This window comes from Robertmurraya kyonggiensis (assembly GCF_005116465.1).
GTDB classification, from domain to species: domain Bacteria; phylum Bacillota; class Bacilli; order Bacillales; family Cytobacillaceae; genus Robertmurraya; species Robertmurraya kyonggiensis.
Map to the genome: position 1 here is coordinate 215,502 of NZ_SWBM01000006.1, position 6,305 is coordinate 221,806.

The 6,305-nt window shown below is 35.0% G+C and carries 8 protein-coding genes; all 8 read left to right on the forward strand.

Annotated features, from left to right (window positions below; all coding sequences use genetic code 11):
* Positions 1-86 precede the first annotated feature (86 nt).
* The 8 genes from FA727_RS20185 (at position 87) to FA727_RS25460 (ending at position 6,196) form a co-directional block, all read left to right on the forward strand.
* Positions 87-1,253 (forward strand): BAR domain-containing protein, encoded by a 1,167-nt coding sequence (locus FA727_RS20185; protein ID WP_136833287.1) that lies wholly within the window; start codon positions 87-89, stop codon positions 1,251-1,253.
* Entirely contained in the window at positions 1,243-1,443 is a 201-nt protein-coding gene (locus FA727_RS20190; RefSeq protein WP_136833289.1) for a hypothetical protein, read from the forward strand. The genes FA727_RS20185 and FA727_RS20190 overlap by 11 nt, the downstream gene beginning before the upstream one ends.
* A 132-nt stretch (positions 1,444-1,575) precedes the next feature.
* Positions 1,576-1,719, forward strand: a complete 144-nt coding sequence (locus tag FA727_RS24180; RefSeq protein WP_158318934.1) for a hypothetical protein — start codon at positions 1,576-1,578, stop codon at positions 1,717-1,719.
* A gap of 505 nt (positions 1,720-2,224) precedes the next feature.
* Entirely contained in the window at positions 2,225-3,238 is a 1,014-nt protein-coding gene (locus tag FA727_RS20195) for a hypothetical protein (RefSeq protein ID WP_136833291.1), read from the forward strand.
* A gap of 172 nt (positions 3,239-3,410) precedes the next feature.
* The gene (locus FA727_RS20200; RefSeq protein WP_136833293.1) at positions 3,411-3,683 is read left to right on the forward strand and encodes a hypothetical protein; all 273 of its coding nucleotides are present in this window, start codon (positions 3,411-3,413) and stop codon (positions 3,681-3,683) included.
* A gap of 333 nt (positions 3,684-4,016) precedes the next feature.
* Entirely contained in the window at positions 4,017-5,408 is a 1,392-nt protein-coding gene (locus FA727_RS20205; protein WP_136833295.1) for a DUF3854 domain-containing protein, read from the forward strand.
* A gap of 88 nt (positions 5,409-5,496) precedes the next feature.
* Positions 5,497-5,640 (forward strand): hypothetical protein, encoded by a 144-nt coding sequence (locus FA727_RS24185; protein ID WP_158318935.1) that lies wholly within the window; start codon positions 5,497-5,499, stop codon positions 5,638-5,640.
* Positions 5,641-5,689: 49 nt separating this feature from the next.
* The gene (locus FA727_RS25460) at positions 5,690-6,196 is read left to right on the forward strand and encodes a JAB domain-containing protein (protein ID WP_434801666.1); all 507 of its coding nucleotides are present in this window, start codon (positions 5,690-5,692) and stop codon (positions 6,194-6,196) included.
* Positions 6,197-6,305 lie beyond the last annotated feature (109 nt).

Sequence of the window (6,305 nt, forward strand, 5' to 3'; positions counted from 1 at the left end):
GTCTGATGAAATACAATCTTTATTACGCTGCTATGAGATAGCAGGATGAATTTGTTTTTAAATTACACATTAAGGAGGTAAATTTTATGAGTGACAACAAACCTAATTATCATAGCTTCCTGTTCAGAGTTGCTCCTAGTATGGATAAAATTCTTGAAAAATTTAAGAATCAAGAATCTAGGGCAGACGTTTCACCTCATTGGATTGGACAAGCTATCATTCTTTTATTAAAAGATTTGAAGACTTTTTACAAACCTATTATGAAGGTAAATGAAGTTAATATTGTTAATTTATCAACATTTCCTCTAATTGGAGGAGTTGTTGCAAGTGCGGTGTCCTTTTTTCAAGGGATGGAATGGTATTGGTGCTTGTTAATACTAGTGGGAGCGGTTGTAATACTACTATCTCTTATGATTCCAATATCTTTAACTAGGATGCTAAACTTAACTCACCCTCATTTTTACTTAAAAGCGTATAAAGCTTTAAGGAAACATGAATTTGATTTGCTTAATCATTCAGTTCACGATAAAAACATTTCTTATCAAGGGTTAGCTGAATATGTGAATGGAGTATTGACCAAGCAAGAAAACGAACTAGAAATTGTTAATGTTATTACCACAGAGTACAAAGAGGAGAAAGAACGACTTCGAGATGAAATTAACGAGCTCCGATCTAAAGAGGAGTTAGCGATCGAGAAGTATAACGAACTTATTGAAGGTCTGGAAGATGAAATAAAATGGTACGAGGATGGAATTCAATATTTAGTTGAACTCTTTCATGACTTACATATCATTTTACATCGTATAGGTAGAGGTAAATGCAATTTTTCAGATTTGAAAATAATTGCTGGGTACTCACTCTATAAGAAAAATGGCAATGTATTAACTCGTATTGCAGATGAAGGAACTACGGGGCAGAACCCTCTGACAATTGACCTAACCAGAAATCATCACAACCCTTGGGTACAATCGACTGTCGCTGCTGCTACTAAGCAGAATAATCTATTTAAAATCGAGCCAAAAGAAGGATATCATATTGTTTCATACCGAATTAATGTAGGGTATAATAATAGTGAAACATGGATTATTTCTTTGCAAATTGTACCTTCTGTTAATAAAAAAGGTTATCTATTGGCGTTAACAGATGATATAATTGATCAAAGAGTAATATATAGTATGCTTCATGGCTTGTGCCAAATAGTTTATAATAATACTAGTCGTCTAGGGAAGGGAGATGGAACTCATGGCAAATAGCAGAGGTGCTGTAGCTGTACCAGTTAGGGAACAATCGGAGATATTTGAAAGCCGTCGTAAACGAAGGAGAGCTCAAATAAATTCTGTCCATGCAGAGGTAAGAACCATCTTAAAAGGTAGCGGATCCTATTATGGCACTACTCACCCACCGAGAGCTGGTCACATATCAAACAACGCAAGACAAAATTAAACAATTAATCTATAAAACCGTAATAAATATAGAGCATGATTAGTAATATCTACTAATTATGCTCTTTTTTTGTATTTTCTACTCAAAAAATGGGAAACCTATGTCTAACAAAACGTTGGAGTGGTGATCGAAATGAATCAGAACAACAAAATTGTGGAGTTAAAGAATCGAGCACAGCCAGTACGAGTGAGAGATCAGCAAGAAATATTTGCGGAAAGAAGAAAAAAACGGAAAACGAAAATTGAAGAAGTAAAACAGCTATTTAAAAAAAGATGATATCTATGAATAAAGAAATTATTTAACAAATAATATAGTCGTTTAAGCTTTGAAAACGACATACTTAATCCCTTTAGTTACTATTCAGCCAAAGGGTTTTTTTAATATTGTAACGAAAAAGAATCACTAGAATAAAGATTTGGGTAAGAGAGTGTCGAGGTACTTGTGTTGGTATTGTATATTTGAAATAATAATGTACTATTTGTAAAAAAAATCTTACCGTTTTGAAGAAAGTTATTACATTTTTTAAACAGTTGTACTATTCCCGAATGACGGCACCGATAATAGATATGGAATGAATATCTGAATGCTTTCTAGCAGCTCGGGCCTGAATTATATCGAAATAAGTCACATTGCATTAAAGAATTTATACCACTAGATATGCCGTGACATTAGGAGCGATAAAAATCAGGTGGTTTTAATCAATCTTTTTTCAAAATGCAGGGTTTTTATTCAGGACAACACTGATTAGTTAAATTTACCCCATAGTATATATGTAATACTAATGTTTAGTCTAGTAGCTCCAAACCTTACTTCAGCAGAAAATGCAGGTCTACTTTGGAAATCTAAGCGATTTGGAGATAATTTGGTAGTCTCCATAACTAATGTTCATAAAGGGTGGGCAGGGCCAAAATTCCCACGTAATAATACTCCCCATGTAAATGTGCACGTGGATAAACTAAATTCATATAATAATCGAGTTGCTAAAGAAATAGCAAATTATCATGTTGTAAAATATAAAAAACAGAATAAATCATGTATTTATATTTATGAGAGCAAGAAAAATAAGACTGTAATGGATCAATGTGCCACCTCATGGAACACCCTTGTTTCTAAAGCAACTAGTGCTATGAAATCATTTGCTCAGGCAATCTCACCTAATGATAACTTTACGTTGATTGCTGTTTTTTCTGCAGCTGCTGTAATGATCTATAAGCTCATCACTAGCTTTATACCTGTGTACCCAAGTGATGCGATACCAGATGGAGAAATAGTATATACCGAAGCTGACTATATAACGGAGGCTCAACCTAGTAATGATTTGACTGGGTATATTGAAGAGACAGCTGATGGGCTGTATGATTCAATTCAGGAAGACGTTCCGATTTCTGACCTACCAACTTTAACTGAAACCAGTATTGACAATGTAGAGAATATAAACACCCTATATGTTAGTCCTGCAAACGATACGCTTAAGGTAACATTAGATGTAGGTGGAAACAATAGTGATTTAGATTTGGACATTTTGAATGAAGTACCTCGATTTACTATTGAAAATAGTGTAGGTACCATTGTAAAAACAGGCACTATGGGAACCTTTATCAGAAGACTTTCAGTTAATAACATATATGAATATGAATATAGAAATACAGTGAACATTAGTACATCTGATCTACCAGCAGGTGATTATAGAATAAAAATTTATATGTTTAAAAGTATTTTTCCTGAGATATTTCCAGAATTAACACAACAGTTTTATATTAATACCAACCGAACTATTACAAATTTTTCTAGTTAAGGAGATAAAAAATGAAGGATGTTATAGTTATTCATGACATTACATCGGAGTCGGAATGGAAAAACATATTTGAAGTTTGTATAAATCATTGTAACAAGTTCGATATAATCTTTACGGAGGATAACTTGATGAAGATAATCGATTTATAACAGGAAAAAAGGAATTTAAGAATTTGAGAAATGTTACAATCAAACCTTGGGACGGAATGGATAACAGCATTATTATATCGGGCAGTCTAGATTCTGAAGCTAGGAAATTGATATATAAATACACTTCTCCCTCATTTGAGGGAGGGGTGAATGATCTCTGGCATTACAATATTTATAAAGATGATATTCTATTTTTAGGAATTCAGGACTTTTCCGTCTGTCTACTTGAGAATCATGCTGGTGTATTAGAATTATTAAAAAATATTGGTGTAGACCCTCAGACTTTGGAAGATTGAACTCTATAATTAAAAACATGTCTTCTGAAAAAAATCGGAAACAGGTAAGGAAAGCTGATCTATTTATAAAATAGTTTCATCAAACCATTTTATAAAGTGATTATTACTAGTTTAAATGATTGGATTAATAATGAAATGAATTGAATATCCTTGCGAAATCAATGGTTCTTTAGTAGAATAAAATTATATTATTTTTTATTTGCTCTATTGAGCCTGACCTTGAAGCTACAAGCCCTACGGGTGGAATTGATTACACGATACGTGTGTCTTTTTCTCCCGGGGGCTTTTTTGTTTTCTTTTAAACTATTTAGCACACACATTAGGAGGGATAAGATGGGAAGAATTTCGGATGTTACTATTCAAAAGGCAAAAGAAGTAGATCTTCTCTTTCTTGCAGAGCAGATAGGAGACTCACTTCAAAAAGTAGGGCAAACTCACTTTACTTATCGTAATGAGGGAGAAAATACACCTTCAGTCGGCATTAACCCAACTAAAGGAATTTGGAAGGACTTTGCTGGTGTTGCAGGTGGACGAGACGCTATTAGTTATTACCATTACCGTGTGAATCAATCAGACACTTACCCGAAAGGTGCAGAGTTTATTGAAACGGTGGAGAAAATTTGTGAACTTTGCGGAATTACCATTGAATATGATAATGGCAAATTGCGTGAATTTAACAATGTTGAGTACAAACCTCGTGAGGTTATTGTTCGAGCTGCAGAAAAAGCACCTACAGACCGTTTACATGAGGTTTACAGCAAAATGTTAAAAGAGTTGCCTCTTCAAGAGCAACACATTCTACATTTAAAAGAGGTTAGGAAAATATCTTCTCAGTATGCAAAGATAAGGTCTTACCGTACTTTTGTCCAGGACAAAAAGACACGTTATGAAAAAACCAAGGCCATTAAACGTTCTGTTGGAAGTTTGGAAGGTGTTCCAGGATTCGCAGAAATGAAGGGGCAATATGGTCTTTATTGGAGCATGGTTGGGAGAGCGGGTATGATGATCCCATTCCGAAATATCCATAATCAAATTGAAGGCTTTCAAGTCATGTACGATGAAAGACCAGAACTGATTAAGGCGGATGGAGATTTACGTATCCAAATGAAAGATTACAATAATTTCACCATCATTCAAAAGAGTACCGGGGAAGTACTTGGAGAGGCGAATCGGGAGCAATTGCCTTTAACCTCACCACTAGGAACTATTGAAATTCAATTAGGTCCGAAGTACGGTTGGTTTTCATCACCTATTAATCCCGAAAAAGGTATTTACAATGGTGCTGAAATAGGAAACCCTGTACCTTATCACACAGCTGTTCCAATCCAGGTATTGTTGAACTGGACGCTCCACAAGGGTGACATTCATCAACACATGGAAGTGGAGGAAGTATGGTGGGGAGAAGGTCCATTAAAGGGTGATATTGCTGCTGATTTTACGAAAAAGCTACATTTACAAGTAGCGGGAGTAGGTCAGTGGAAATATTTACTAGAACCGACGAAACATTTAAAGCCCAAACGAGTTATCTTTGCTTTTGATGCTGATGCACAAAATAAAGAAGATACGGTTGGTCTAAATGTGATGAATGCGGTGAAAGAGGCTAAAAACGAATTACAACCTTTAGGAATTCAAGTGGCGATTGCGATGTGGCCGTCAAATGTAGCAAAAGGTCTAGATGATCTTTTCCATTTGTCGTACAAACCGAAAATCATTGATATTCCCTAAAAGGTTTTAATTAATATGACAACAAGGAAGCTGCTTTTTATATGGCGGTTTTTTTGTTGTCTTTTTTACTATACGAGGAGGAAACATTATGTACCCATTAGAGACGATTGTATTAGGAGAAAACGTGAATTATTATGGCCAACTGGCTACGATAGTTCGCGAAGTGTATGAAACTTGTTGGAAATTTGTTGTTGTAATCAATGGTAACCGACATGTTTTAATGCACTACTAATAAAAATCTAATTTAATTCAATTACATACACACTTAGGAGGAAATTATTATGTTACAAATGACAACTACTTTAACAAGAAATGACACTGAAATGATTAGGGAAACTCAAGCTAGGTTATATGAGCTAGATGGGGGACTTAATGCTCTGAATGAAGGAGAGCTACTTCAACTTATCTTAGGAGCTGGAGCGAAAAATCATCCATTACAAGAAGTAGTGAATGAAATTTTGGAACTTAAAAGTAACTTCGGTTTAAAAGGATTAACTGTTGAAATTCTAACATCTAAAATAAGTGGTTTGACACAGAGGAAAGCTGAAATTCTTATTGCGGGCTTAGAGTTAGGGAAACGAGTTTATGCTCAAGAAACAGCTGTTAGGTCAGTAATAAGGAGTCCAGAGGATGCAGCAAACATTCTTATGGATATGAGATTTCATACACAAGAACATTTTGTGGCGTTATATTTAAACACGAAAAATCAGGTAATCGCTAGGAAAAGCATATTTATCGGAAGTTTAAATGCTTCGATTGTTCATCCTCGAGAAGTTGTGCGCCCATAAGGGCATTTAGGAAATCTGCTTTAGCAAAGCAGTAGGGAGATATCACAATCTTTACCCTATCATCAGCCAACTTATCCGTAAGGGAAACCGAGCGGGGAGTGTAGCATGT

What these genes read in the sequence shown, in the direction of transcription:
- FA727_RS20185 (WP_136833287.1), top strand. Translation starts at nt 87, where the DNA reads ATGAGTGACAACAAACCTAATTATCATAGCTTCCTGTTCAGAGTTGCT.
- FA727_RS20190 (WP_136833289.1), top strand. Translation starts at nt 1,243, where the DNA reads ATGGCAAATAGCAGAGGTGCTGTAGCTGTACCAGTTAGGGAACAATCG.
- FA727_RS24180 (WP_158318934.1), top strand. Translation starts at nt 1,576, where the DNA reads ATGAATCAGAACAACAAAATTGTGGAGTTAAAGAATCGAGCACAGCCA.
- FA727_RS20195 (WP_136833291.1), top strand. Translation starts at nt 2,225, where the DNA reads ATGTTTAGTCTAGTAGCTCCAAACCTTACTTCAGCAGAAAATGCAGGT.
- FA727_RS20205 (WP_136833295.1), top strand. Translation starts at nt 4,017, where the DNA reads ATGGGAAGAATTTCGGATGTTACTATTCAAAAGGCAAAAGAAGTAGAT.
- FA727_RS24185 (WP_158318935.1), top strand. Translation starts at nt 5,497, where the DNA reads ATGTACCCATTAGAGACGATTGTATTAGGAGAAAACGTGAATTATTAT.
- FA727_RS25460 (WP_434801666.1), top strand. Translation starts at nt 5,690, where the DNA reads ATGTTACAAATGACAACTACTTTAACAAGAAATGACACTGAAATGATT.